The organism is Paraburkholderia flava (assembly GCF_004359985.1).
GTDB lineage: Bacteria > Pseudomonadota > Gammaproteobacteria > Burkholderiales > Burkholderiaceae > Paraburkholderia > Paraburkholderia flava.
Genome location: NZ_SMRO01000001.1, coordinates 1,585,780 through 1,607,570, shown reverse-complemented (window position 1 = coordinate 1,607,570; position 21,791 = coordinate 1,585,780). Strand labels below are relative to the sequence as shown.

Genomic DNA, 21,791 nt, shown 5'->3' with positions numbered 1-21,791 from the left:
GTCGCTCAGCTCATGCGAGTCCGAATTGCGTGGCGCGCGCGATGAGGCGATGCGCGGCGAGATAGTCGGGTACTTCGGCGAGGAAGCCGTCGACGACCGCGGCGGCGACGCGCTTGCCGTTCGACTGTTCGCGTGCGGTGTCGAACGCGTGAATCACGCGGCGCGCGGTGGCGACTTCGTCTGCTGTTGGTGTCAGCACGCGGTTCACGATCGGCACGAACGGCGCGTTGACGATGGCCTTCGCCTTGTAGCCGAGGCTGCGCGACACGCGCATGTCGAGTTCGGCGCCTTCGACGTCCGCATAGCTGTACGGACAGTCGATCGCCGTGACGCCGACCGCCGCGCATTCGACGATGAAACGCGAGCGCACGTAGTCGAGTTCGTGGCCGGCACGCGTGCGTTCGGCACCGATGTCCGCGATCATGTCTTCGGTTCCGACGAGTACCGCGCTCACGCGCGGGCTCGAACGCGCGATCGCGATCGTGTTCAGCAGGCCACGCGGGCTTTCGATGTTCGGCACGAGTTCCGTCGACCCACGCGCGATGCCGTAGTCGGCTTCGCAGCGCGTGATCGCTTCGTCGAGCGCGATGACCTGCTCGGGCGTCGACACGAACGACATCATCACGATGTCGGGGCGGCCGCGCATCGCGACCTGCAGATCGTCGAGACCGCCGTGTTCCGGCAGATCCACGCGCACCGAGGTCAACACGCCCGCGTCGCGCCAGCCCGCAAGCACTTCTTCGCTGAGCGCGCGCGCGGCCGGCCGGCGCGCGGGCGGCGTGAAGGTTTCGATCTCCTGGATCAGCACGTCGGCGCCGCTACGGCCGCCTGCGACGAGCGCGTCGCGATCGGCGCCGGCAAGAAAGAGCCACGAGCGGCGAAGCTGCGGCGGACGTCGTTTGGGGGATGTCATGCGGAATGTCCTCGGATGAGTGGGCTCGCTGCGCGAGCCCTGCGGTAGCGGTGTGGTGGGGTCAGGCTGTGAGCCGCGTGATCTGGTTGAAGATGTTCTTGCGATGCATTTCCTCGGTGCCGCCGATGCTGGAGAAACCCAGCGCATCGCGCGCAAACGACGCAACCGGTCCTTCCTGATAACCGACGCTGCCGTACAGACGCACGAGGCTGACCGCGCTGTTCACGAGATCCTCGGCACCGACGAGCTTCGCAATCGAACAGGTGAGCAGCGCTTCCGGATGACCGTTCAGCAATTGGCCGAGCGCACCGTACGCAATCCAGCGGCTGCGTTCGATGCCGATCTTCACGTCGACGATGCGCTTCTGCACGTACTGGTGTTCGTCGATTGCGCTGTCGAAACTGCGGCGGCTGCGCGTGTATGCGATCGCATCGTTCAGATACGGCGTGACGACGTGCGCGGCGATCAGCCCGTAATAGAGACGGCCCAGCGAGATGATGTCGATCAGATTGCCGAGCCCTTCGCCAGGTTTGCCGAGCAGTTGCGTGCGCTCGATCCGGCACGCGTCGAACTGCAGCGAGCCGGTCGGCAGATCGTCGATGCCGAGCTTGCGGTCCGGCTCGCTGCACGTGAGTCCCGCCTGTTTGCGCTCGACGATCACAAGCGCGGTGTTGCGCTTGTCCGCGTGCTCGACGCGCGTGACGATCAGCATGAACTGCGCGATCGGCGCGTGAGCAATGTTGAACTTGCGGCCGGACAGACGATAGCCGTCGCCGTCTTCCGACAGCGTCGTGCGGATGCTGCGCACGTCGGTGCCGGTATCGGGTTCGGCGATCGCGGTTGCGCTCAGTTCGCCGCGCAGGATCGCGCCGAAATAGCGGTCGCGTTGCGCGTCGCTACCGTAGCGTTCGAGCGCGCGCACCATGCCGGCCTGCGCGATGATCGACAGCAGCAGTGCGGGCCTGCGGATCGATGAAGCGAGTCCTTCGAGCGCGGCGGAGAAGTGCCACCAGCCGTGACCGTCGCCGCCGTACGACTCGGGCACGATCATGTCCCATAGACCTTCGTTGCACAGGCGTGCCCAGCCCGATGCATCGAAGCCCGTTTCCTGCGTGTGCGCAGCGGCAAGTTCGCTGCCGATGCTGCGATAGCGCGTGCGCGTGGTTTGCTGTTCCTGCGTCCAGTCGAATTGCATGCGTGACGATCCTCGATCGGTGGCGGCCGTTCGCGCAATGACGCGACGAAGCGGCGCAGCCGGTACGTCGAAGATTAAGATGGCGCGCGCTTTCGAGGTACTGTCAGCAGTGATAGGGGCTGGTTTGGTGGTAGCGGGGTTTCTTCGCTGTGCTTGCTGTTTCGTTGATCGTGCGTTTCAAACTTCAAACGCGCGCGGGGAAAATCGTTGAACGTGATGTGCGGCGTCGGGTAGCAACGCGCTTTGCGTGGTTCGATCGTGCGCTGCTGTTTTTATTCAGCTGATTTCTATTGCAGCATCACGGATCGGGACCGTCGCGAGTGGCGAGTTGCGACTCAGACGGTCCCTGAGCGTTGTATCAGTGTTTGCGTCGCTCGCGCACAGCCGCTGCGAGCGCGTCGAGCACCGGCTCGGTCTGCGACCAGCCGAGGCACGCATCGGTGATCGACACGCCACGACGCAGCGGCACACCCGGCTTCAGATCTTGCCGGCCTTCTTCCAGATGACTCTCGATCATCACGCCGATGATGCGCTTGTCGCCGCCCGACAGTTGCGCGGCCACGTCCTGCGCAACATCGACCTGGCGCAGATGCGACTTGCCCGAGTTCGCATGCGAACAGTCGACCATCACCTGTTCCGGCAAGTCGAGCTTGCGCAGTGCGGCACAGCATTCTTCGACCGATGCGGCGTCGTAGTTCGGCCCTTTCTTGCCGCCGCGCAGGATCACGTGCGCGTCGTCGTTGCCGCGCGTTTCGAAGATCGCGGCCATGCCCATCTTCGTCATGCCCATGAACGCGTGACTCGCGCGTGCGGCGACGATCGCGTCGGCGGCGATCTGGATGCTGCCGTCGGTGCCGTTCTTGAAGCCGATCGGGCAGCTCAGGCCGGACGCGAGCTGTCGATGGCTCTGGCTCTCGGTCGTACGCGCGCCGATCGCGCCCCACGCGATCAGGTCGGCGATGTACTGCGGGCTCAGCAGATCGAGAAATTCGGTTGCGGTCGGCAGCCCGAGCGTGCCGACGTCGAGCAGCAGTTGCCGCGCGGCGCGCAGCCCCTCGTTGATCCGGAAGCTGCCGTCGAGACGCGGATCGTTGATGTAACCCTTCCAGCCCACCGTGGTACGCGGCTTTTCGAAGTACACACGCATCACGATCAGCAGATCGTCGCGCAGCGCGTCGGCGGCGGTTTTCAGGTGGCGCGCGTATTCGATCGCCTGATCGTGGTCGTGGATCGAGCACGGGCCGACCACCGCGACGAGCCGGTCGTCGCGACCTTTCAGCACGTCGGCGATCTCGCTGCGGCTACGCTCGACGAGCGTCTGCAGCGTCGTCGTAATGGGCAGTTCGTCCAGCAGCAGCGCCGGTGAAATCAGCGGACGGACGGCGCCGATACGGACGTCGTCGACACGCGTGGTGTCCTGGGTGGCGTCGGCGACGCCGACTTCCTGGTCATGCAACGGATTGTCGATGCGGCTCAAGTCAGTCTCCGGAATCCGCGTGGAAAGGCCGTAATGGTACCCGGATCGCCGGAACCGGACCACGCAGCGTTATATTCAATGGTATATTTCGACGATACGACGGGGCCGCGTGCGGTTCCGGCCGTGCATCTTGCGTACCTTGCAACCGGAACCGGACTCGGGATCGTCATGCAGGCTCCTCCGTTTCGTCTTGGCCGCCCGTCGGGCGTCGGCCCCCTTCACGACCCTGCCGGGCGTCCGCTGCGCGTCGTCGACGATGCGTGCTGCGCGCCCGCCGCGAAGGGTCGGCAGATCGAGCACGCGAATCGCCGCACGCGTCTGTGGGAACTCGACTCGCATCTTCATTGCTCGATCATCGGCACGTGTCTGTCGACGCACGATCTGCGCAAGCTCGTGCCGCGCTTCAAGGCGCTCAATCGTCAGCACGCGACCGACCTTGAAATTCACCATGCAGCGGTCGAACTCGCAATCGAAGGCGGCGACGGCGGCAAAGCGCTGCACAAAGCACTCGACGAACGCTACGCGACGACGATCCGCCGCTTCGCGTCCGCCGCCGATCCGGACGCGGTGCTCGCGCTATGGAACGACGCGCGCAAGGCAGGCGACATTCCGTCCGCGTACTGGGCACTGATCACGCATCCGCAGGCGACGCTCGACGTGCGGCAGGCCGCATTCGGCGAACTGCACATGCTGTCGCATCTGGTCGGCGCGGCGAATCGCGCGGATATTCGCCGGCTCGTTGCACTAGAGGAAGAGAACGCGGAGCTACGCGGTAAGGTGGAGCGGCAGCAGGGCCGGTTGCATGAGATGAGCACGCGTCACGCTGCGGAAATCCGCGAACGCGACGAGCGGATCGCGCAACTGATGGCGCAGGCACACGCGCAACGTACCGAACCGGCTGCTGCAGGCACGCTGCAATCCGAAGTCGCGACGCTGCGCGATGCAGTCGCCGCACGCGATGGTCGTCTCGCACTTCACACAGGCCGTCGCGAAGCCGCCGAACAACGGCTCGCCGACGAACAGGAGCGCGTGTCCGTACTGCGCGCGACGCTCGAAGACACGCTCGCGCAACTGAAGGCCGCACAGGCCGAAGTGAGCGCGATGGAACGCGCGCTCGATGCGACTCCCGATGACGAACCGTCGTTCGCGGGCCTGCATGGCAAGCGCATTGTGTATGTCGGCGGACGGCCGGGATCGAACGTCGCGATCCGGCGGATCGTCGAGGCGGCGGGCGGCGAATTGACCGTGCACGACGGCGGCATCGAAGACCGCAAGGGTCTGCTCGCGGCGGCGCTGCCAGGTGCGGATCAGGTGGTGTTTCCGGTCGACTGCATCGACCACGATTCGATGAACATGCTCAAGCGCGTGTGCGAGCGTCATCGGGTTGCGTACCATCCGCTGCGTACGGCGAGCGTCGCGAGTTTTGTCGAATGGGTTACGCGGGTGGCCGCTAGCGATGCGGCCGGCAATGCGGCGCCGGCTTCGCGGTTTTGTCTGCGGCACGGCTGAGCCAACTAACCCCTCAACTCATCAACGCTTGATGAGCTTCGTCAACGCAGTGATGTCTTCCGCACAGGCCGCGTAAGCGCCGTTTTCTATCCCTCGATACAGCCGGACGATCTCTTCGCCGACCGGCGTCAGCACGCTGCCGCCGCCGCTCTGACCACCGTGTTCGGAGTGCGTCGCCGGCGATTTCAGCGAGCGGTTCAGTTCGTCCATCAGCAGCCATGCGCGCCGGTACGACATCTTCAGGCTGCGCGCGGCGGCCGAGATCGACCCATGCTCGCGCACGGCTTCGAGCAGCGCGACCTTGCCGGGGCCGAGCGCGATCGTATCGGCCTGCTGGATGCGCATGCGAAAGCGGACTTCCGGTTTGGGACCGGCGGGGGTCTTCGGATCGGGGGTGGATTTATCCATGCGGGCAAGCATACACGATGCGTGCCGGCCGTTGCCGCGTGTCAGCGGCCGGTGGGAAAGCAGTAGCCGAAGTCCTCGCAGCCTGGACAACCGGGCGCGGGGCCGGGCTCCACGCCAGTCGAAAGCGCGAGTTCGCGCGCGAGAAATTTCTTCCAGCGCAGGTTGTCGACGTTGCGTGCGACGAGCGCCGGAAAATAGCGCGTCAACATGCGCGTGACGTCGTCGCGTCCGGTGAGGCCGAGATCGCGCCATAGATGGTCGGGCCGCAGACACGCATGCGCGATGATCGCCGCGATGCATTGGGCGTCGCCGGTATCGACGTCGGAGGGTACGTGTGCGAGCAGTAACGGGATCATCGCGGCGACGAACGTGGCGTGAGCGGGCGTTAGAACCGCAGAGGCGGAAAGCACCGGCACCTGCGTCGGCGCAACGTGGGAAAAGTGTCGCGCTGCTAGCGCATGCCATTGCGACGGCGTAAGTCCGAGCAGCGCGAGTTCGCCGCGCACGTCGCGGGCGGCGACGAGGCGGGCGAACAGTAGTGTGTCGGCGGTGCGAGACGTGTCGGAAAACCCCGCGAGTTCAGCCGTGCGCGCTGCACACGCTGCGTCGACACCGTCCGGATGTACGACGTGCGGCAAAGGAGCGGATGGCTCGGTCATGGCAGAACGCTAGCGCAGCGCGAAGCGCATGGCTCGGCGACGCAAGACGGCCGCGCCGCTTACTGATCCACGCCGACAATCACGCTCGACGCCTTGAAGATCGCCGACGCCGCTTTCCCCGCCGCGAGGCCAAGTCTATCGACGCTTTCGTTCGTGATGATCGCGGCGATCTGCGCGCCGCCGGCCGCCGCGATGACGACTTCCGCGTTGACCGCGCCCTTCGTCACCGAAGCGACCTTGCCCGCGATGCGATTGCGCGCGGACACGCCGGCGCTGTCGGCCTCCACCATCACGATCACGCTCGATGCCTTGACGAGCGCAAACGCCGGCTTGCCGGCCGCGAGTCCGAGCGACGCGGCGCTGCCGTGCGTGATGACGGCGACGATGTCGAGACCGTCCTGCGTGCGCAGCGCGATCTCGTCGTTGACGGCGCCTGCCTTGACCTCGGTGACCTGGCCGGTGAAATGATTGCGTGCACTGGTGCGCATGTTTGTCTCCGCGAGCGGGGCCCGGCGCAGACGCGCGGGTCCGGGTTGATGGTTCGATTGAACGAAGGAAACCCCGAGTGTACCGGCAACGCGACACGACGCGAAAGCGGGCCGTGATAAGGTCGGAGGATTGAGCGTATGAGCACGTTATACGCCGAACCTCGCGACCGACCCATGAACGATAAAACCGACAAGACAGGCAAAGGCGCTGGCAAGAGCACCGACACAAGCGCTGACCTCGCGAAGCAGATCGCCGCGTACAACACCGGCCGAGATCCCGAACGCCTCGCGATGAAGTACGCGCTGATGCGCACATCGCCGTTCGTGTTCCTGCGCGGCACCTGTCACCTGTTTTATGCACGGCTGCCGCGCGGCGGCGTGCTCGATGCGGCGCCGCCGGTGTGGATCTGCGGCGACATGCATCTGGAGAATTTCGGCAGCTACAAGGCGGACAACGGGCTCGTCTACTTCGACATCAACGATTTCGACGAAGCGTGTCTCGCGCCTGCACTGTACGAACTCGTGCGTCTGCTGACGAGCGTGCTCGTCGGAGCGAGCGATCTGAAAGTGAGCCGTGCGGAAGCACTCGCGTTGTGCCACACCGCGCTCGATGCATACGGGTCCGCGCTCGCTGCAGGCAAGGCGCGCTGGATCGAAGAGGAGACGTCGACGGGTATGGTCCGCGAGCTGTTCGATGCGCTGCATACGCGCTCGCGTGTCGATCATCTGAACCGGCGCACCGAGCTGAAGGGCAAGAAGCGTGTGCTGAAAATCGACGGCAAGAAAGCACTGCCCGTCGACGATACCGTGCGCGAACAGCTCACCGCGTTCATGACGGAATTCGCGAGCCACGAAGAGAATCCGGCGTTCTATCGCGTGCTCGATGTTGCGCGGCGCATCGCGGGCACGGGCAGTCTCGGCGTGGATCGTTACGTGATGCTCGTCGAAGGCAAGGGCTCGCCGGATGGCAACTATCTGCTTGATTTGAAGCTCGCGTTGCCTTCGTCGGTGGCGCCGCACGTGAAGTCGAAGCAGCCCGCGTGGGACAGCGACGCGCAGCGTGTCGTCGCTGTGCAGCAGCGGATGCAGGCGATGTCGCAGGCGTTCCTGCACGCGGTGGAGTATCAGAAGCGGCCGTACGTGCTGCGCAGTTTGCAGCCGTCCGAGGATCGCGTCGCGCTCGCCGGATGGAACGGTAAGCTGCCTCGGCTCGAAGCGGTCGTCGACAGCATGGCGCAGCTATGCGCGTGGGCGCAGCTGCGCAGCGGTGGTCGTCAGGGTTCGGCCACCGCTGACGATCTGATCGCGTTCGGCAGCCGCAAGGACTGGCAGATGCCGCTGATCGAACTCGCGACGCAATGCGAGCAGCAAGTGGCCGCCGACTGGAAGAGCTATTGCGAGGCGTTCGATCGTGGCGCGTTTGAAGTCAAGCCTGCCGCGAAGAGCTAACAACGCTCGGCGAAAACGTCACGCCCCCAACAACACCCCAGTCCGAATCACCTTCGTCCCCGTCACCCGCCCTAACGGCGCACCCGCAGTCGCGAAACGAATCGCACGCCGCATATAGAACACGCCGTCTGTATGACTATGCAGCGTGGTCGTTTCGTCAGTAAGCGGATCGACGATATCGAACAGCGGATCGCCCGCACGGATCGTGTCGCCGATACTCGCGCGATGCACGACGATGCCGCTCACCGGTGCATAGAACTGCTCGCTACCTGCGAGCGGTGTCGCGGGCGTGCGCAGCGGCGGCAACGGTTTGGCTTCACCACGGATCGCACCACGCGCACGCAGAAATTCGACGATCGCATCCGCGTCCTGCTGCGCAATCTCGTAGGTTACGTCGCGCTGACCACGGCATTCGATCGTCGTCGCGAGGATGCCGGTGGCGAGCGGCGTCGTGTCCGGCAGCGACTGCTGGAGTTTCCACCAGCACAGGCTGTGCGCTTCATCGAACGCCTGGCCGCCGGAGTCGGTCGCGAGCAGCGACGCTTCCGAGCCAAGGTAGCGCGCGAGCGGCTCGAACGCGGGCCACGCGGCTTCGCTCGTGTATAGATGCATCGCGGCTTCGAGCGAGCAGTGCAGATCGATCACGACGTCCGCGTCGAACGACAGCGTCAGCAGCGCGAGCTGCAGCGATTCGAACTCGGTCAGCGGTTTCTGCGCGGCGAGTCCGCTGCGCAGCGCGTCGCGCACCATCGTCTTGTTCTGCTGCGCGTCCGCGCCGAAACGCGCGGCGACGTCGCCTGCGATCTTCGCGAGATCGATGAAATGCCGGTTGAAATTCTTCCCACTGCCGAGTTCGAAACGGCCGATGAACTGACCGAGCACATGCTGCGACAAACCGACCGGATTGGCGACCGGCACCAGCACGATCTCCGAAGCGAGCGCGCCTTCGGCTTCGAGCGTGGCGAGGCGACGGCGCAGCAGCACAGCGGTCAGCATCGCGGGCGTTTCGTCGGCGTGTAGCGACGCCTGGATGTAGATTTTCTGACCATCGCCGCGAGCGTCCCCACCAAAATGAAAACTGGTGAGTTCGCGTTGCGTGCCGACGGCAGGCGACAGAAGCGGAGTAACGTGTTGGCGCATGAGAGAACCAGAAAAATAAAAGTCGCGACGACGGATCAATCGCCGTACGGATCGAAATCGAAATAGCGCTTCGCGATGCGCGCGTACGTGCCGTCCTGGCGCATCGCGGCGATCGCCTGGTCGAGCGATGCCTTCAGCGCGACGTCGTCTTTACGCAGACCGATGCCGACGCCGTGATCGCCCATCGACAGTTGCGGTCCGACGAACGCAAAGCCCTTGCCGCCCGGCGTGCGCAGGAAGCCGTAGTCGGCTTCGACCCAGCCGAGCAACGCACCGTCCAGACGACCGTTGCGCAGATCCTCGAACACCTGGTCCTGGCTCTTGTACGCGATCACCTGCGCACCCATCGACGTCCAGTGCTCGAGCCCATACGTCTCGAACTGCGTGCCGGTCTGCACGCCGATGCGTTTGCCCGCGAGCGCGCTCGGGTTAGCGTCGAGCGCCGAACCCTGCCGCGCGACGAGCCGCGACTTGAACTGGAACAGCTTCGACGAGAACGCGATGGTCTGCAGGCGCTTGTCGGTAATCGCCATCGATGAAAGCACCGCGTCGATCTTGCGCGCCTGCAGCGCGGGGATCATTCCGGAGAACTCCAGCTCGACCCATTTGCACTTCGCGTGAATGCGGCGGCAGATTTCGTTGCCGAGGTCGACGTCGAAACCTTGCAGGCTGCCGTCGGGGGCTTTCGAATCCATCGGCGGATAGGTGGGATCGATGCCGAGGCGTACTTCGCCGGGGTCGCGTGCGAATGTCGCGTGGCCGACGCCGAGCGTGAACAGTGCGACCAGCGCCGACAGCGCGAGCAGACGTTTTTTCATGAGGTCTCCGGGGAACGAATCGGGCAGCAAACAAGCGCACATGGTAGAGCGCCCAAATGCCGGACCGAAGTCCGCTTCGGACTATCATGTTCACTTTTTCCGATCGCGGGGCCGCCATGTCGCTGACGCTCTCCCAGTTGCGCGCGTTCGTCGCGGTGGCCGAACGCGGCAGCATCCGCGCGGCGGCGCGTGCGCTCGACACCGCGCAAAGCGGATTGACGCAGCAGTTGCAGAGCCTCGAACAGTCGCTCGGCGCGACGCTCTTCACGCGCACGAACCGAGGCATCGCGCTGACGCCGTTCGGCGAGCGCTTGATGTTGCGCGCCGGCGCGATCCTGCGCGAATGCGAGCGCACCGAACGCGAGATGGCGCAACTGCGCGGCGAAGCGGGCGGCGTCGTGTCGTTGGGCGTCGCGACCGAACCGCTGATTGACACGTTCGCCCCCGTGCTGATGCAGTTTCGCGCGCGCATCGACAACGTCGCCGTGCATTTGATGGGCGGCACGTCGCGGACGATGATCGCGTGGATTCGCGACGGCACGCTCGATTTCGCGGTCGGCCTCGTGTCGGCGACGACCGACGTCAGCGATCTCACGGTGACGACGCTCTATCCATCCGATCCGGTCGTCGTGTGCCGACGCGGTCATCCGCTCGCACACGCGACGTCGCTGCGCGAACTCGCCGACTGCGACTGGATCGCGACGCGCGCGCCGAAGCAGGCGGGGATGCCGACCAATCGGCTCGTCGATCTGTTCGCCGCGCACGAACTGCCGCCGCCGAGGATCGTCGCGACGACGGAGGCCGTGTTCGACACGCTGCACCTGATCGTGGAAACCGATTGCCTGTCCGTCGAGCCGTCGGTGGTGACGCGGCATCGGCTGTTTGCGGGCGCGCTCGTCGCGGTCCCGATCCGCGAGCGTGCGGAGCGCTCGAACGTGTGCCTGTTGCAGCGGGCCGGCGTGCCGCTGACGCCGGCCGCGCAGGAACTGGCCGCGATGATCGCGTCGTATGCGCGCACCGTGCGGCGTGGCGATCCGGATGCGGTGGCTCGCGTACCGCCCGCCGGTTAGCGCGGCTGTGCGGCGAGCTTGAGCGTCAACGCGAGACGTCCGGTTTCCACACCCATCGTATTGCGCAGCGACGGCGCGTGGAATGTATCGAGCGCCGCGCGTTGCGCGAGCGTGCCGATGTCGAGTTGCGCGAGCAGGTCGGCGACGAGTGCGTATAGCACCGTCTGATTGCCGTCTTCTACTTTCAGCGCGATGCCGAGCGCACCGCGCGCACCCAGCCGCGCGGTTTGCGACGACGCGCGCACGCCTATCGCGTAACTGCCCGCTGCGCCGACCTTGCCGACGAGCGCGCCGTCGAACGCTCGCATCAACAGCGTGCAAAAGCGCTGTTCGCCGGCGACGAGTTCCGGATAAGTGGTCATCGCGCGATAGATGCGGGCTAGCGCTGCGGTGCGCGTGTTGATCGCGTTGCCACTTGAAGCAGCATCCGCTGCATCGGCGAGCTTCGCGAACAGACGCGCGAGCCGGTCGAGCGGAAACGCGGGCGTCGGCAGATTGCAGCCATCGATGCCCCATTGCACCCCATCGTCGGGCAGATCGCAGACGTCGGCGACTGTGTGTTTGACGCGAATCTGCAGCGGATGATCGGGAAGGTGATAATCGGCGACAACTGCCCCGATCGCCTGCGCGCCCGCGAGCATCCCGGCGTGCTTGCCCGAACAGTTGCTGCACACCGCGCCGGGTGTGAAATCGCGCTTGATCCACGCACGGTAGACCTCGTCGGATATCGGCGGATGGCCGCCGCAGCGCAGGTCGGTTTCGCTTGCGTGTGCTTTCGCGAGCATGCTTCGCGTGCGTTCCAGATGGCGTTCTTCGCTGCTGTGCGAGCCGCACATCAGTGCGAGGTCCGCATCGTCGAAGCCGAAGCGTTCGAGTGCACCGGTTTCGAGCACGGCGAGCGCCTGCGCGGGTTTTGCAGCGGAGCGCGGCAGCGTGACACGTGACGGATCGCCGAACGCGTACAGCAGCGTGCCGTCGGCATCGGTGACCGCGACGTGAGCGACGTGCGTGTTTTCGACGGTGGTGCCCCGGTATTCGGTGGCGGCGATCGGCGGAACGGCGACGGTCATTGTCGGTCCATGGAAGAGTGGTGAGGGCATCGGCATTGTACGGGCCGATTTATTCGCTGCGCTCGGTCGAAGTACGTGGAATAAACCCGCGCGATCCGGCGTTATCGATAGGTCGCGGCAAGGTCAGTTTCACGATCGCCCTGCGCAAGCCTGACGAATTTATCCGCTCAACCTTACATCTCGACGACGTAACCCATGATTCCCGACACCCGAATCGAACTGTCCGCGCTGCGTGCCGAACCTGGTCACGCGGCGCGCTATACGCGCACGGCGATGCTGCTGCACTGGATCATCGCGGTGCTGATCATCGGCAACGTGGCGCTCGGACTGTCCGCCGACTGGCTGCCCGACGACTGGGTGCGCCCTGTCATCAACACGCACAAATCGATCGGCATCACGGTGCTCGGCCTCGCGCTGCTGCGCATTTTGTGGCGCATGGCCCATCGGCCGCCCGAGCTGCCGAACGCATTTCCGCGCAGGGAGAAAGTCGCCGCGCACATCGCGCACGTGCTGCTGTACGCATTGATGATCGGCTTGCCGTTGTCCGGCTGGCTGCATGACTCTGCATGGAAGGACGCCGCGACGCATCCGATGAGCCTGTTCGGACTCGTGCCCTGGCCGCGCATCGGTTACGTGATGCATCTCGATCCGACGTTGAAGGAAACGCTGCACGACCGCTTCGGCGCGCTGCACGTGTGGCTCGGTTATGGGCTTTACGCGCTGCTTGCGTTGCATATCGGTGGCGCGCTGAAGCATGAATGGATCGACCGGCATTCTGTTCTCAAACGCATGATTCCGTAACGCGCGCTGCGCGGCTTCGTACCGACTTAACGAGTGAGCATCTTGAAGAATTCTCTGGAACAGGCGCTGGCAGCCGCATCGCCGCGCATCGTGCCGCGTCCCGTGACGTTGGCCGGGAAGCTGATTCACGGCAGCGTCGGCGTGCTGTGGTTGATCCTGTTTGCGCGTGCATTTTTTCTGCATGGCGTGGTCGCGTGGTCGACGGGTCTTGCGTACGTGATTTACGACACGCTGCTGCTCGTGTTCGTCACGTTGAAGGCGTGGCCGCTCGCGTATGGTGAGCGGCCTCGCAGCGTTGCGCCGGTTGGTGCGGTATTGCCGTCGATGGGCGTACTCGTCGCCGCGCATAACGAGGCATCGGTATTGCCCGTGACGCTCGCGGCGCTGCTGCGTCAGAAAGAAGGCCCCGCGCAGATCGTCATCGCCGACGACGGTTCGACCGACGGCACCGCTGCGTTACTCGAACGCGACTTCGGACTCTTCGCGCCGCGCGAAGGCGAATTGAGCGCGCCGAGCACACGCTATCCGAATCTGTACTGGCTGCGCGTCGCGCACGGCGGCAAGGCGCGTGCGCTGAATGCGGCGATGACACTGGTGTCGACGGACACCGTGATGACCGTCGACGCCGACACACTGCTCGCCGACGACGCGACCTTCGCAATGCGCAGCGCGTTCGCCGCGCACGAGCCGCTCGTCGCGGCGGCGGGCATTCTCGTGCCGGTGTGCGGCAAGACCGTGTCGGGCCGCTTGTTCCAGTGGTTCCAGACCTACGAGTACATGCGCAACTTCATCTCACGCTACGCGTGGATGCGTGCGGACAGTTTGCTGCTGATCTCCGGCGCGTTTGCCGCGTTCAAACGCGATGCGTTGCTGGCTGTGGGCGGTTTCGATCCGCAGTGTCTCGTCGAGGATTACGAGTTGATTCACCGGCTGCGCCGCTATTCAGTGGATCGCGGGCTGGGTTGGGACGTACGCGTGGTCGGCGATGCGCATGCGCGCACCGATGCGCCCGCGACTCTGGGCACGTTCCTGCGACAACGGCGCCGCTGGTTCGCGGGCTTCCTGGAGACGCAGTACTGGAACCGCGACATGACCGGCAATCCGCGTTACGGCAAGCTCGGCATGCTGATGCTGCCGGTCAAGGCGTTCGATACGATGCAGCCGGTTTATGGGCTCACTGCGGTTGCGTTGCTGTTCGGTTTTCTGTTCGGCGGGCACGGTGCGATCGTGGTGTCGATTTTCAGCGTGATCGGTTTGAAGACCGCGCTCGATCTCGCGTTCTATCTGTGGTGCGTGCATCTGTATCGCCGCTGGACTGGTGATCGGTCGAGCTCAAGCTTGTGGGCCGCGACTGCTGCTGCGATTACCGAGCCGTTCACTTTTCAGCTGCTGCGGCATACGGGGGCGGTGCTGGGGTGGTTTCATTTCCTGCGTGGCGGGAAGGTGTGGGGGGTGCAGAAGCGGTCGGGGTTGGKGGGGGRGGGGGAGTGAGGGTGTGTGCGCAGCGCGAATGCAAGGGATAACGTAATTGTTTTCTTTGGTGCGGGAACGGTGTCATTAGCGGTTTTCGTTCCCGTCTCGCGTGCCACGGTGTCAGGCAATCCAGCGTACGAAGTTACCAACCGCAAGAAGTGCGAAGAGCGCGGCGAAACAGAAGCACGACGTCTTGTTGTGCAACCATGCTGGTAACCGCTCTCGTATTTCAGATGGCATTCCGTGTGCGCTAAATCCCATGTACGCGAAGATGCCAAATGCAATTACCCACACGGCCACGTCATACAGGTGCCCGGCTAACTGGCTACCGTGCGTTTGAGGCATTTCTCTTCTCCGTTCTTGTTCGCCTGACGTGCCCGCATTTGCACGGCATTACGTCGGCGTGTCGGCGTTATACCTCGGGCTTATGGGGAGAAGATCCTTCCCGCGAACTTTCGCCTGGCCCGGCGTAAATATCCAACCCATGGGCAATTCCGCGGGGGTCTGTCCGCCGCTATGCACATAGGGTCCAAGCTGTCCCATGACTTCGTCCGCATCCCAGCCGACAATTTTCGAACTGATGACCGCGTCGTCGTTGAATAACCGGATGTCCGCCGTGTCGGTTCTTCGCGTGACGCCCCCGCCTCCGTAGATGACGATCGGTATCGATGCGACCTTGCGCATCATCCGGTGATCGAAACCGGAGCTGCTGACCCGATCGATCTCCGGTGCGATGGAGCCAACGAAGGTGGTTGGGACGATCGTGAAGTATTTGTATCCAGCCTGTTTGGTCAATTCGGCGCAGCGGTACATAAAATACTTGTGGACCTTGTCGTCGGTCGTATATCCGTTACCCCAGAACTGCACGTGATAAGTCTGATCGTCGATTTTTCGATCTGAGTAGCCGCCAATTGCACCTGCCGATTGGTAGGGTGTTGCGCATCCAGCAAGCGCGAGCGCCATGAGCAATGGACAAATATGTAGCGCGCTTTTCAGTTTTGATTTCATGAGTGTTGTTCTTTCTGGCTGAGCGTTCAGATCGCATGCTGATAAGAAGCGATATCGGCCGCTGTGCGGAAAACTTGATGCGGGCTCGAGGATGCGGACGGGGTGGTAAGGGCGGACTGGGGCAGGCGTTTGGCAGTAGATAGAATGGAGTCTTTCAAACGTACCGCTTTGTTCCAGGCTCGAGGCTACGATGGGCTCCGAATTTACCGACGCTGACCTGGCGCTTTATCAGAGGGTCGATGAGGTCCTGCATTATCTTTGGGACCCGATTGGCATCGCGGGCATTCCTGAAGCGCGGGATGAATATCACGGGTACCTGCCGAAAGTCTTCGCTCTTCTGAAAGAAGGAGCGGATGCAGTGACTATCGCGGCATATCTTGAGACCGTTGCAGTCGCGCGCATGGGTTTTGACGGAAATGATGCGCATGCTCGAAAAATCGCTGATGTACTGCTCGTCTGGCGGGACAAGATCATGCAAGGCAATCGCACTTGACCCGCGCCCTCTTCATCTGCAGCCGAAACAAGCTCCGCAGCCCCACCGCAGAAGAACTATTCGCAAGCTGGCCGGGCATCGAAACCGACTCGGCGGGTCTTGCGCCCGATGCGGTGACGATCGTTTCCGCCGATCAGATCGACTGGGCCGAGATCGTCTTCGTGATGGAGCGGGCGCACAAGGCGAAGCTGTCGAAGAAATTCAGCACGCAGCTGAAGAACAAACGAATCGTGTGTCTGGACATTCCCGACAGGTACACGTTCATGCAGCCTGAACTTGTCGTGTTGCTGGAGCAAAAGGCAGGGCGCTTTCTGCTGCCGTGAACGGCGGCGGTGCGCCGAGCCTGAGGACGCAGCCCGGCAACCTCAGCAAACTGCGGGAGTGTAAATTGCTGACGAACGCACTTTACGCTTCTGCTCCGCACAGCACGCGCCAGATGAAACCCACCCGCCCGCTAGAAGCACTGAACTTCTTCATGGCCGACGTGCAGGCCGGCATCGGACCGTTCATCGGCGTGTTTCTGCTCGCGCGCGGCTGGGGCGCCGATGCGATCGGTTCGGTGATGACGCTCGCCGGGCTCGCTGCGATGGCCGCGACGCCGTTCGCCGGTGCGCTCGTCGATGCGACCCGCGCGAAGCGTGCGCTGATCGTCGCGGCAACCGTCGTCACGACGCTCGCTTCGCTCGCGTTGTTGCAGGCTCGCGGGTACGTCGCCATCGGTGCGTTGCAGATCGTGGGCGCGGTGAGCGGCGCCGTGCTGATGCCCGCGCTCGCGGGCGTCACACTCGGGATGGTGCGCAGCCAGGGTTTCGACCGGCAGTTCGGCCGCAACCAGATGGCGAATCACGCGGGCAACGTCGTCGGTGCGATGCTCGCGGGATGGTTCGGCTGGCGCTTTGGATTCGGCGCCGTGTTCGCGCTGGCTGCCGCGTTCGGCGTGCTCTCGATCGTCAGCGTGCTGCTGATTCCCGCGCGTGCCATCGACTACGCGAGTGCACGCGGCCTCGAGCCCGACGATAGTAACGACGCGCGCGTCGAGCATCCGCAGACCGCTCACGCGCGCGGTCTGCGCACGTTGTTTCAGAACCGTCCGCTGGTGCTGCTGGGTGGTTCACTCGCGCTGTTTCATCTGGGCAATGCGGCGATGCTGCCGCTTTACGGGATGGGCGTCGTCGTCGCGCATCGGAGCAATCCGAGCGCATTTACCGCGCAGACGATCGTGATCGCGCAACTCGTGATGGTCGGCGCGGCGTGGCTCGCGCCACGGCTGATCCGAACGCGCGGCTACTGGTGGGTGCTGCTCGTTTCCTATCTCGCGCTTCCGCTGCGCGGCGCGCTTGCCGCGTTGCTGATGAGTGCGAGTGGCGTGTGGCCCGTGCAGATTCTGGACGGCATCGGCGCAGGCTTGCAAAGCGTCGCGGTGCCCGCGCTTGTCGTGAGTTTGCTCAAAGGTTCGGGGCGCGTGAATGTCGGGCAGGGTGCCGTAGCGACCGCGCAAGGTGTGGGTGCCGCGCTGAGTCCGCTGCTCGGCGGCATGCTCGCGCAGCACTTCGGCTACACCAGCGCGTTTGTCGCACTGGGTGCCGTTTCACTGGGTTCGCTTGCGTTGTGGATCGGGTATGCGTCGTCGCTCAGGCATGTGTGCGGGGCGCCGGCGAGCGCTGTCGCCGGCACGTCCGACGAGTCAGATTTGCCGGCGCCCACTCCGTGAAACTGGCCGCGTGAAGAGCGTAACAAGCGACGCGTCTACTTACCCAGCTCGTGTCCAATCACGCCACCCGCCACCGCACCGCCGACCGTCCCCAACGTGCTGTGGTTAGTGGCTTCATTACCGATGACGCCACCGGCCGCCGCGCCGCCCAACGTGCAGCCGCTGGCGACGCCCAGCAGCAGCACCGTGGCGCCTGCGCCGATCGTGCGGAAGATAAGGCGACGCGCGCCGTCGCGGGTGTTCATATGGAATCGATGCGTCATGATGGGCTCCGGAAGCTTGATGCTTCTGGAGCAGCAAGCGGCGTGCCTCGCCCTGTTTCATCTGTCGAAATTCATCTGCCTTGAACGCTCGGGCTTGCCTGGGGAGGTTGCGTAGACAGTTTCGCCAACCTCATCAGTTACTTTTCCCCGAGATGCACGGAACGTGCTCAGAATGCTGGAGACCCGTTCGGCAACCGATCACTGCACTCGCTCAAGAACGATTTCCCAAGCGGCCTTGGATTTCTGGTATTTGTCGGTCGTGACGTGCTCCAACGCGATCGTGTTCCAGCCATCCGAAAAGAGTCGACGCACCGCGTTTTCGTCAAAGAATCGTTTCGGCTGCCCGTTCACCAGAAAATAATCGGGCTCGATTTCCTCGCATCCATCCGCACCAAAATTTCTATCCTCGGTGGAGTTCAAGCGGCATAGCAGTACGCCACCCAACCGTAGGGCCAATCGCACGCGATCCACGATCGCCTCCGTTTCTTCCCAGGCGAAGTAGTGAAGCGACAGACTCGCCAACGCAACGCCCAGGCCCGTGGCATCTTCGGGAAGCGGATCACGAACATCTCGTCGCTCGATCCTCGCAGAGGGCACTCTGATCCTGGTCGACACTACCGACGCGCGTGACAGGTCAAAGCCGATCACACGTAGACCCGCTTTGGCCAGGCTTGCTGTGTCGTCGCCGTAGCCACAACCAATCTCAAGTACAGGCTGTTCGCCGGCACGCGCTTTGATCAGCGTCAACCATCGGTCTAGCCAGGGATCGGGGAACATGGCGAACTTGTCCTGAAGGTGGTTTTAGAACGATTTTCGCTGTGTGCTTAGGGGGCGTGTCGAAACCGTTACCGCGCGCGATGGTAAGGAAGGCGATCTAATGAAACCGCTTCTGCATGACCAACTCTTTTTTAGCGCGCAAGATCCGGATTCTGCTGAGTCGCGCAAGCCCGCAATGAAACCGCGATGGCAGGCTTCTTGAGCTTGTCGAAAATATCGGCCATCTGCGCCTGCGCAACGGGGTCCCCTTCACGTGCGGCGCGCCAGCGCAACGACGCGATCATGCTAAGTGCGCTATCTCCCGGCGTTTCACCGTCGTAGCCGGATCTTGCCTCCAGTATGTCTGCGAACTTGTTGTATCCAGCCGGTACATGATGCACAAGTAGCCACGCAACAATCGGCATTGCGCCTTCCCAGTACTCGTCCTCGAGGGAGCTGTTCACGAGCCGTGCCGCTGCGCGCCAGTACCCGAGAGAGGCTGCTTTTGCGTATGCCTTGTCTGCGTCAGGGCCGCGCGTCGTGGGTGCCTCATTGAATGCGGCAAGTGCGGCGGAAGAGGGCGGAGCAATCTCCAGCTTCTTGCAGTGGAATGTGCCGGGCGCATTTTCCGGCAGGCTAGCCCAGTGTGCCTGATCCTTTATCGTGCGGTCGAGCGTCGGTATTACGTCGCTCTCCTTCAACGTTGCATACACCCAGTCAGTGCGGACATGCTGGTTCTTCCAGAAGTCATCATCGGCGCTGGCATTCTGCGTAGGGATAATCATCGGCATCACAGCGAGACAGTAGATCAAACGATTAACCCATAACCCGCGAACACGTGTTTTTCTGAGCATTATTTTGGTCCTCAATATTGGCTTCGGGATTCGCGCAAAACGCAGGATAACAACATCGCGTAATTAGCCCAATCACCCGCATTAAAAACACAGCAATTCGGTGCTTATTGAATACCGTATCATCCCGATACAACATCCCGCACCGCGGTTTGCCTGCCCCTTCACCACTTGCTAGACTCCGATCGCAATCCCCCGCGCTAGCGACAGGACCCAAACTTCCCACGGAGACTCCATGACCTACATGCTGCTCATCGTCGAACCCATCGAACAGCGGAGCGAGCGGACCGAAGCGGAAGGGCGCGCCGTGTACGACGAGATGCTCGACTTCGCCGGGGATCTCAAGTCGCGTGGTCTGCTGATCGATGCTCAATCTCTCGCGTCGATGAACCGTGCTTCGCGGGTGCAGGTGCGCGGCGGCGAGCGACGGCTCGTCGACGGGCCGTTCGCCGAAGCGAAGGAAATGGTCGGCGGCTTCTTCCTGCTCAATTGCTCGACCCGCGAAGAAGCACTCGACATCGCCGCCGCCTGTCCGGCCGCCGAATGGTGCACCGTCGAAGTCCGCGAAACCGCTCCCTGCTACGAGTAACCGCCACCATCAGCGCGGCGCGACGCCGCGCGCGGTCTGACCGTCACACGCTGCATCGACATCCAGCCATCTCGGTACTTTCCCTGGGTCGATGCCGTTCGTGTCGATTCTGCCGATCTCCATTCGTCGTGCGGGTAGAAGGCCACAAAACGGCCATCCCACCCCGAACGGAGAAAAAGCATGCGTTTCATGATCATGGTCAAGGCGACCGCCGCGAGCGAGGCCGCCAGAATGCCGTCCGGCGAACTGATCGCCGCGATGACCGCTTATCACGAAGAACTGGCGAAGGCCGGCGTGCTGCTCGATGCGACCGGTCTGCATCCGAGCTCGAAAGGCTGGCGCGTCCAGTACTCGAAAGGGCAGCGCAGGATCATCGACGGTCCGTTCGCGGAAACGAAAGAACTGATCGCGGGCTATACGCTGATCCAGGTGCGTACGCGCGATGAAGCCTACGAATGGGCGCGTCGTTTTCCGGCGCCGTTCGGCGAAAATGAAGACGGCGAGATCGAAGTCCGTCAGTTGATGGGCATGGAGGACTTCGAGCAGTACAACGCAGTCTGCGCCCAGCGGCTGGAAACAGACCGTTAAGCGACTCGTCCCGACCGAGGAGATCGTCATGCTCAAAACCCTGCTCATCGTCGTGGTCGCGGCCGTCGGCATCGTGCTGGTCTATGCGGCGACGCGGCCCGACACGTTCCGCGTCGAACGCAGCGTGCGCATCGCGGCGCCGCCGCAGCGGATCTACGCGCTGATCGACAACCTGCACCGCTTCAACATGTGGAACCCGTACGAGCGCAAAGACCCGCAGACGAAGGGTCGTTACAGCGTGCGCGAAGCGGGCCCCGGCGCAATCTACGCGTGGGACAGCGACAAGGTCGGTGTGGGACAGATGGAGATCGTCGATGTCGCGGAGCCGTCGCGCGTCACGATGAATCTCGACTTCATCAAGCCGTTCGAAGCGCACAACGTCGCCGACTTCACGCTCACGCCCGTCGGCGACGCCACCGAGGTCACGTGGGCGATGCACGGTCCGGCGCCGTACGTGTCGAAGCTGATCCAGGTGTTCGTCAGCATGGACACGATGGTTGGCAAGGATTTCGAGGACGGTCTGAACAACCTGAAGACACTGGCCGAAGCCAGCTAAACGGACGCAGCAGCGTCACCGTTTTCACCGCACAAAGGAACGCTTCATCATGCACCGACAAATCTACGTCAATCTCGCCGTCGAAGATCTGCCCCGCTCGAAGGCCTTCTTCTCGCACCTCGGTTTCGAATTCGAGCCGAAGTTCACCAACGATCAGGCGGCCTGCATGATCGTCGGCGAAAACATCTTCGCGATGCTGCTGGTCAAGCCGTTTTTCCAGAGCTTCTCGTCCAAGGCGTTGTGCGATCCGCGGAAGAGTGTCGAGACGCTCGTCTGCCTGTCGTGCGACAGCCGCGAGCAGGTGGACCGGCTCGTCGTGAAGGCGCTCGCGGCGGGCGGCACCGCGCCGCGTGAGCAGCAGGACTACGGCTTCATGTACCAGCACGGCTTCGAGGACGTCGACGGACACATGTGGGAACTCGTCTACCTCGATCCGAACGCGGCCGGCGCGCCGGGCTCATCGAACACTGAGTCGAACGCTGCGTCGAGCGCAGCCTGAGGCCGGC

General features: G+C 63.5%; 25 protein-coding genes. 12 read left to right on the top strand and 13 right to left on the bottom strand.

Annotated elements, in window-relative coordinates:
• Positions 1-10: 10 nt before the first annotated feature.
• The 3 genes from E1748_RS07125 to E1748_RS07115 form a co-directional block, all read right to left on the bottom strand.
• Positions 11-913 (bottom strand): HpcH/HpaI aldolase/citrate lyase family protein, encoded by a 903-nt coding sequence (locus E1748_RS07125; protein ID WP_133646402.1) that lies wholly within the window; start codon positions 911-913, stop codon positions 11-13.
• A gap of 61 nt (positions 914-974) precedes the next feature.
• On the bottom strand, positions 975-2,108 hold the full coding sequence (locus tag E1748_RS07120; protein ID WP_133646401.1) for an acyl-CoA dehydrogenase family protein: 1,134 nt from the start codon (positions 2,106-2,108) through the stop codon (positions 975-977).
• A gap of 358 nt (positions 2,109-2,466) precedes the next feature.
• On the bottom strand, positions 2,467-3,585 hold the full coding sequence (locus E1748_RS07115; RefSeq protein WP_133646400.1) for a 3-deoxy-7-phosphoheptulonate synthase: 1,119 nt from the start codon (positions 3,583-3,585) through the stop codon (positions 2,467-2,469).
• Between the two features lie 168 nt (positions 3,586-3,753).
• On the opposite strand from E1748_RS07115, the gene E1748_RS07110 reads away from it, so the two are divergent.
• The gene (locus tag E1748_RS07110) at positions 3,754-5,094 is read left to right on the top strand and encodes a DUF2325 domain-containing protein (RefSeq protein ID WP_133646399.1); all 1,341 of its coding nucleotides are present in this window, start codon (positions 3,754-3,756) and stop codon (positions 5,092-5,094) included.
• Positions 5,095-5,115: 21 nt separating this feature from the next.
• On the opposite strand, the gene E1748_RS07105 is transcribed toward E1748_RS07110, so the two are convergent.
• The 3 genes from E1748_RS07105 to E1748_RS07095 form a co-directional block, all read right to left on the bottom strand.
• Entirely contained in the window at positions 5,116-5,439 is a 324-nt protein-coding gene (locus E1748_RS07105) for a winged helix-turn-helix domain-containing protein (protein WP_133647280.1), read from the bottom strand.
• Between the two features lie 104 nt (positions 5,440-5,543).
• On the bottom strand, positions 5,544-6,161 hold the full coding sequence (locus tag E1748_RS07100; RefSeq protein WP_133646398.1) for a nitrogen fixation protein NifQ: 618 nt from the start codon (positions 6,159-6,161) through the stop codon (positions 5,544-5,546).
• A 59-nt stretch (positions 6,162-6,220) separates the two neighbouring features.
• The gene (locus E1748_RS07095) at positions 6,221-6,649 is read right to left on the bottom strand and encodes a TOBE domain-containing protein (protein WP_133646397.1); all 429 of its coding nucleotides are present in this window, start codon (positions 6,647-6,649) and stop codon (positions 6,221-6,223) included.
• Positions 6,650-6,823: 174 nt separating this feature from the next.
• Here E1748_RS07095 and E1748_RS07090 point away from each other — a divergent pair, with 174 nt between their 5' ends.
• On the top strand, positions 6,824-8,098 hold the full coding sequence (locus E1748_RS07090; protein ID WP_133646396.1) for a DUF2252 domain-containing protein: 1,275 nt from the start codon (positions 6,824-6,826) through the stop codon (positions 8,096-8,098).
• Positions 8,099-8,116: 18 nt separating this feature from the next.
• On the opposite strand, the gene E1748_RS07085 is transcribed toward E1748_RS07090, so the two are convergent.
• Both E1748_RS07085 and E1748_RS07080 read right to left on the bottom strand, forming a co-directional pair.
• Positions 8,117-9,238, bottom strand: coding sequence for a succinylglutamate desuccinylase/aspartoacylase family protein (locus E1748_RS07085; protein ID WP_133646395.1), 1,122 nt, complete (start codon positions 9,236-9,238; stop codon positions 8,117-8,119).
• Between the two features lie 35 nt (positions 9,239-9,273).
• Positions 9,274-10,056 (bottom strand): transporter substrate-binding domain-containing protein, encoded by a 783-nt coding sequence (locus E1748_RS07080; RefSeq protein ID WP_133646394.1) that lies wholly within the window; start codon positions 10,054-10,056, stop codon positions 9,274-9,276.
• Between the two features lie 116 nt (positions 10,057-10,172).
• Between E1748_RS07080 and E1748_RS07075 the strand changes: the two genes are divergently transcribed.
• A complete protein-coding gene (locus E1748_RS07075; RefSeq protein WP_133647279.1) occupies positions 10,173-11,126 on the top strand; it encodes a LysR substrate-binding domain-containing protein in 954 nt (317 codons plus the stop codon).
• On the opposite strand, the gene E1748_RS07070 is transcribed toward E1748_RS07075, so the two are convergent.
• Positions 11,123-12,196 (bottom strand): asparaginase, encoded by a 1,074-nt coding sequence (locus E1748_RS07070; protein ID WP_133646393.1) that lies wholly within the window; start codon positions 12,194-12,196, stop codon positions 11,123-11,125. The two genes, E1748_RS07075 and E1748_RS07070, sit on opposite strands and share 4 nt — an antisense overlap.
• A 195-nt stretch (positions 12,197-12,391) precedes the next feature.
• On the opposite strand from E1748_RS07070, the gene E1748_RS07065 reads away from it, so the two are divergent.
• Positions 12,392-12,997, top strand: coding sequence for a cytochrome b (locus tag E1748_RS07065; RefSeq protein WP_133646392.1), 606 nt, complete (start codon positions 12,392-12,394; stop codon positions 12,995-12,997).
• Between the two features lie 42 nt (positions 12,998-13,039).
• Complete coding sequence (locus tag E1748_RS07060) at positions 13,040-14,488, top strand: glycosyltransferase family 2 protein (protein ID WP_133646391.1); 1,449 nt, start codon at positions 13,040-13,042, stop codon at positions 14,486-14,488.
• 375 nt (positions 14,489-14,863) lie between these two features.
• Here the strand turns inward: E1748_RS07060 and E1748_RS07055 are convergent, their stop codons facing one another.
• Complete coding sequence (locus E1748_RS07055; protein ID WP_133646390.1) at positions 14,864-15,478, bottom strand: CC0125/CC1285 family lipoprotein; 615 nt, start codon at positions 15,476-15,478, stop codon at positions 14,864-14,866.
• A 190-nt stretch (positions 15,479-15,668) separates the two neighbouring features.
• On the opposite strand from E1748_RS07055, the gene E1748_RS07050 reads away from it, so the two are divergent.
• The 3 genes from E1748_RS07050 (at position 15,669) to E1748_RS07040 (ending at position 17,682) form a co-directional block, all read left to right on the top strand.
• Positions 15,669-15,971, top strand: a complete 303-nt coding sequence (locus tag E1748_RS07050; protein WP_133646389.1) for a hypothetical protein — start codon at positions 15,669-15,671, stop codon at positions 15,969-15,971.
• Entirely contained in the window at positions 15,968-16,294 is a 327-nt protein-coding gene (locus E1748_RS07045; protein WP_133646388.1) for a low molecular weight protein tyrosine phosphatase family protein, read from the top strand. The genes E1748_RS07050 and E1748_RS07045 overlap by 4 nt, the downstream gene beginning before the upstream one ends.
• Before the next feature lie 113 nt (positions 16,295-16,407).
• Positions 16,408-17,682 carry an MFS transporter gene (locus E1748_RS07040; protein WP_133646387.1) on the top strand — a complete coding sequence of 425 codons (1,275 nt, stop codon included), beginning with the start codon at positions 16,408-16,410 and terminating at the stop codon, positions 17,680-17,682.
• Between the two features lie 35 nt (positions 17,683-17,717).
• Here the strand turns inward: E1748_RS07040 and E1748_RS07035 are convergent, their stop codons facing one another.
• From E1748_RS07035 to E1748_RS07025, 3 genes are all read right to left on the bottom strand, one after another.
• Complete coding sequence (locus E1748_RS07035; RefSeq protein ID WP_240766379.1) at positions 17,718-17,945, bottom strand: glycine zipper 2TM domain-containing protein; 228 nt, start codon at positions 17,943-17,945, stop codon at positions 17,718-17,720.
• A 198-nt stretch (positions 17,946-18,143) separates the two neighbouring features.
• Positions 18,144-18,722 carry a class I SAM-dependent methyltransferase gene (locus E1748_RS07030; RefSeq protein WP_133646386.1) on the bottom strand — a complete coding sequence of 193 codons (579 nt, stop codon included), beginning with the start codon at positions 18,720-18,722 and terminating at the stop codon, positions 18,144-18,146.
• A 131-nt stretch (positions 18,723-18,853) separates the two neighbouring features.
• A complete protein-coding gene (locus E1748_RS07025; RefSeq protein WP_133646385.1) occupies positions 18,854-19,555 on the bottom strand; it encodes a hypothetical protein in 702 nt (233 codons plus the stop codon).
• Between the two features lie 232 nt (positions 19,556-19,787).
• On the opposite strand from E1748_RS07025, the gene E1748_RS07020 reads away from it, so the two are divergent.
• The 4 genes from E1748_RS07020 to E1748_RS07005 all read left to right on the top strand — a co-directional run bounded on the left by E1748_RS07020 (position 19,788) and on the right by E1748_RS07005 (position 21,784).
• Entirely contained in the window at positions 19,788-20,141 is a 354-nt protein-coding gene (locus tag E1748_RS07020) for a YciI family protein (protein WP_133646384.1), read from the top strand.
• Between the two features lie 180 nt (positions 20,142-20,321).
• Complete coding sequence (locus E1748_RS07015; RefSeq protein ID WP_133646383.1) at positions 20,322-20,729, top strand: YciI family protein; 408 nt, start codon at positions 20,322-20,324, stop codon at positions 20,727-20,729.
• Between the two features lie 28 nt (positions 20,730-20,757).
• Positions 20,758-21,285 (top strand): SRPBCC family protein, encoded by a 528-nt coding sequence (locus E1748_RS07010; RefSeq protein WP_133646382.1) that lies wholly within the window; start codon positions 20,758-20,760, stop codon positions 21,283-21,285.
• A gap of 49 nt (positions 21,286-21,334) precedes the next feature.
• A complete protein-coding gene (locus tag E1748_RS07005) occupies positions 21,335-21,784 on the top strand; it encodes a VOC family protein (protein ID WP_133646381.1) in 450 nt (149 codons plus the stop codon).
• Positions 21,785-21,791: the final 7 nt, after the last annotated feature.

What these genes read in the sequence shown, in the direction of transcription:
- E1748_RS07120 (WP_133646401.1), bottom strand. Translation starts at nt 2,108, where the DNA reads ATGCAATTCGACTGGACGCAGGAACAGCAAACCACGCGCACGCGCTAT.
- E1748_RS07075 (WP_133647279.1), top strand. Translation starts at nt 10,173, where the DNA reads ATGTCGCTGACGCTCTCCCAGTTGCGCGCGTTCGTCGCGGTGGCCGAA.
- E1748_RS07125 (WP_133646402.1), bottom strand. Translation starts at nt 913, where the DNA reads ATGACATCCCCCAAACGACGTCCGCCGCAGCTTCGCCGCTCGTGGCTC.
- E1748_RS07025 (WP_133646385.1), bottom strand. Translation starts at nt 19,555, where the DNA reads ATGCTCAGAAAAACACGTGTTCGCGGGTTATGGGTTAATCGTTTGATC.
- E1748_RS07035 (WP_240766379.1), bottom strand. Translation starts at nt 17,945, where the DNA reads ATGACGCATCGATTCCATATGAACACCCGCGACGGCGCGCGTCGCCTT.
- E1748_RS07085 (WP_133646395.1), bottom strand. Translation starts at nt 9,238, where the DNA reads ATGCGCCAACACGTTACTCCGCTTCTGTCGCCTGCCGTCGGCACGCAA.
- E1748_RS07020 (WP_133646384.1), top strand. Translation starts at nt 19,788, where the DNA reads ATGACCTACATGCTGCTCATCGTCGAACCCATCGAACAGCGGAGCGAG.
- E1748_RS07080 (WP_133646394.1), bottom strand. Translation starts at nt 10,056, where the DNA reads ATGAAAAAACGTCTGCTCGCGCTGTCGGCGCTGGTCGCACTGTTCACG.
- E1748_RS07095 (WP_133646397.1), bottom strand. Translation starts at nt 6,649, where the DNA reads ATGCGCACCAGTGCACGCAATCATTTCACCGGCCAGGTCACCGAGGTC.
- E1748_RS07010 (WP_133646382.1), top strand. Translation starts at nt 20,758, where the DNA reads ATGCTCAAAACCCTGCTCATCGTCGTGGTCGCGGCCGTCGGCATCGTG.
- E1748_RS07005 (WP_133646381.1), top strand. Translation starts at nt 21,335, where the DNA reads ATGCACCGACAAATCTACGTCAATCTCGCCGTCGAAGATCTGCCCCGC.
- E1748_RS07090 (WP_133646396.1), top strand. Translation starts at nt 6,824, where the DNA reads ATGAACGATAAAACCGACAAGACAGGCAAAGGCGCTGGCAAGAGCACC.
- E1748_RS07050 (WP_133646389.1), top strand. Translation starts at nt 15,669, where the DNA reads ATGGGCTCCGAATTTACCGACGCTGACCTGGCGCTTTATCAGAGGGTC.
- E1748_RS07015 (WP_133646383.1), top strand. Translation starts at nt 20,322, where the DNA reads ATGCGTTTCATGATCATGGTCAAGGCGACCGCCGCGAGCGAGGCCGCC.
- E1748_RS07040 (WP_133646387.1), top strand. Translation starts at nt 16,408, where the DNA reads ATGAAACCCACCCGCCCGCTAGAAGCACTGAACTTCTTCATGGCCGAC.
- E1748_RS07055 (WP_133646390.1), bottom strand. Translation starts at nt 15,478, where the DNA reads ATGAAATCAAAACTGAAAAGCGCGCTACATATTTGTCCATTGCTCATG.
- E1748_RS07110 (WP_133646399.1), top strand. Translation starts at nt 3,754, where the DNA reads ATGCAGGCTCCTCCGTTTCGTCTTGGCCGCCCGTCGGGCGTCGGCCCC.
- E1748_RS07100 (WP_133646398.1), bottom strand. Translation starts at nt 6,161, where the DNA reads ATGACCGAGCCATCCGCTCCTTTGCCGCACGTCGTACATCCGGACGGT.
- E1748_RS07030 (WP_133646386.1), bottom strand. Translation starts at nt 18,722, where the DNA reads ATGTTCCCCGATCCCTGGCTAGACCGATGGTTGACGCTGATCAAAGCG.
- E1748_RS07070 (WP_133646393.1), bottom strand. Translation starts at nt 12,196, where the DNA reads ATGACCGTCGCCGTTCCGCCGATCGCCGCCACCGAATACCGGGGCACC.
- E1748_RS07065 (WP_133646392.1), top strand. Translation starts at nt 12,392, where the DNA reads ATGATTCCCGACACCCGAATCGAACTGTCCGCGCTGCGTGCCGAACCT.
- E1748_RS07105 (WP_133647280.1), bottom strand. Translation starts at nt 5,439, where the DNA reads ATGCGCATCCAGCAGGCCGATACGATCGCGCTCGGCCCCGGCAAGGTC.